Source organism: Dietzia sp. B44 (assembly GCF_014145245.1).
Taxonomy (GTDB): domain Bacteria; phylum Actinomycetota; class Actinomycetes; order Mycobacteriales; family Mycobacteriaceae; genus Dietzia; species Dietzia natronolimnaea.
Genome location: NZ_JAALEF010000355.1, coordinates 1 through 1,875 on the forward strand (window position 1 = coordinate 1; position 1,875 = coordinate 1,875).

Consider the following 1,875-nt stretch of genomic DNA (forward strand, 5'->3'; position numbering starts at 1 on the left):
TCCACCGCCGCGACGCGGGGGTCCGCGCGCAGCGCGGCGGTGCGGCGGTGGCCCAGACGGCGGACGCCGACGAACGCGAGAGTGGCCGCTATCCCGGAGGCCACCAGTGACCACGGGATCGCCACCGCGGGAGCGAAGAGCACAGCGGCCGAATAGGTGAAGGTCGACCGGGGGACCGGCGCCACGGTGACGATCGCGTAGGCGGAGAAGAACGCGACCGGGAACCACGGGCCCAGCTCATCCGCCCAACCGCGCAGCTGCTCCAGTCCCGGGGTCGGGACGACGGTGGCCAGCACCACCAGGGCCAGGACGACCGCCACCCACCAGATCACCCGTCCGCGCACGGGTCGACTGTAGTCGCCGGGATCGCGGAGCCCACCCCTGGTGACCCCGCACACATGGTCACGTCTCGACAGCGGGAGGGGCTGCATTAGAGTCCGTGGTGACCCCCTTCACTCCACAAGAGAACGAGGTACCGGTGTCCAGTCCGACCACAGGTCCCGACCTTCACTCCTGGTACGCCTCTGTGGGAGCCGTCCTCGCGAAGGCCGCCCGCAAGGATCCCGCCGAGATGCCCGAGGACGCCTGGCGCGCCCTCGTGGCCACCACCCGCGACGGGATCGAGGTGAACCCCCTCTACACGCGCGCCGACGAGACGCCCGAGCGCCCGGCTCCGGGGTCGTTCCCGTTCGTGCGGGGAGGGGACCGGTCGGGGCTCCCGGAGAACGGCTGGCACGTCAGCGCCAGGGTCGAGGCCAAGGGCGACCCGAGCGAGGTCAACACCTCGGTCCTGGACCTTCTCGGCCAGGGCGCGTCCGCGCTGTGGTTGCGGGTGCCGGCCGCCGACGTGGCCGCCGTCCTCAAGGACGTCTACCTGGACCTCGCGCCGGTGACCTTCGACGCCGGATCGGACCTCGTCGAGGTCACCGACGCGTTCCTGGAGCTGCTCGACCAGCGCAGGTCGGCAGGAGACGGGGTGACCGACCGGTCCTCGGTGATCGCCGACCTCGGCGCGACACCGGTCACCTCCGCGTACGCCGCGGGCGCGTCGTCGGAATCGGTCGACCTCGACGCGGCGGTCGGCCTCGCCGTCCGTGTGGCCGAGCGCGAGGAGACCGTCCGGACCTTCGTCGCCGACGGCACGGTATTCCACGCAGACGGCGCCGGGGACGCGCAGGAGCTCGCCTACGCCGTGGCCGCGGGCCTGGAGTACGTCCGGGCGCTGATGTCGGCGGGGCTCGACGTCGAGGTCGCCCTGCGCCAGATCTCGTTCCGGTTGTCCGCCACGGACGACCAGTTCGTCTCGATCGCCAAGTTCCGTGCCGGGCGCCTGATGTGGGCCCGCGTCGCCGAACTCCTGGGCGCACCCGACGCGGGGAATGCGCCTCAGCACGCCGTCACCTCCTCGGCCATGATGGCGCGACGCGACCCGTGGGTGAACATGCTGCGCACCACTCTCGCCTCGTTCGGGGCCGGGGTCGGCGGTGCCACCTCCGTCACCGTCCTGCCGTTCGACGCCTCCCTGCCCGGGGGCCTGGAGAGCGCCTCACCGGCCTTCGCCGAGCGCATCGCACGCAACACCCAACTGCTGCTGCTCGAGGAGTCCCACCTGGGGCATGTGGTCGATCCCGCCGGAGGATCCTGGTACGTCGAGTCGCTCACCGACTCGCTCGCCGAGGCCGCCTGGTCCGCGTTCCAGACCGTCGAGGCCGAGGGAGGACTCGCCGCCGCCATCGCCTCGGGGAGCGTCGCCGCCGCGATCGCCCGGGTCCGCGAGGCCCGCGATGCCGACATCGCCCACCGCACAGCGCCGATCACCGGTGTCTCCGAGTTCCCGAACCTCGCCGAGCCACCGCTCGACCCGGCTCGGCGCGG

General features: G+C 72.5%; 2 protein-coding genes. One reads left to right on the plus strand and one right to left on the minus strand.

What is annotated here, in order from left to right:
- A partial coding sequence (locus G6017_RS11770; protein ID WP_524536291.1) for a TVP38/TMEM64 family protein occupies positions 1-344 on the minus strand: 344 nt, incomplete at its 3' end.
- 134 nt (positions 345-478) lie between these two features.
- Here G6017_RS11770 and G6017_RS11775 point away from each other — a divergent pair.
- Positions 479-1,875, plus strand: a 1,397-nt coding sequence (locus G6017_RS11775; RefSeq protein WP_182617499.1) for a methylmalonyl-CoA mutase family protein, incomplete at its 3' end; no start/stop codon positions are given.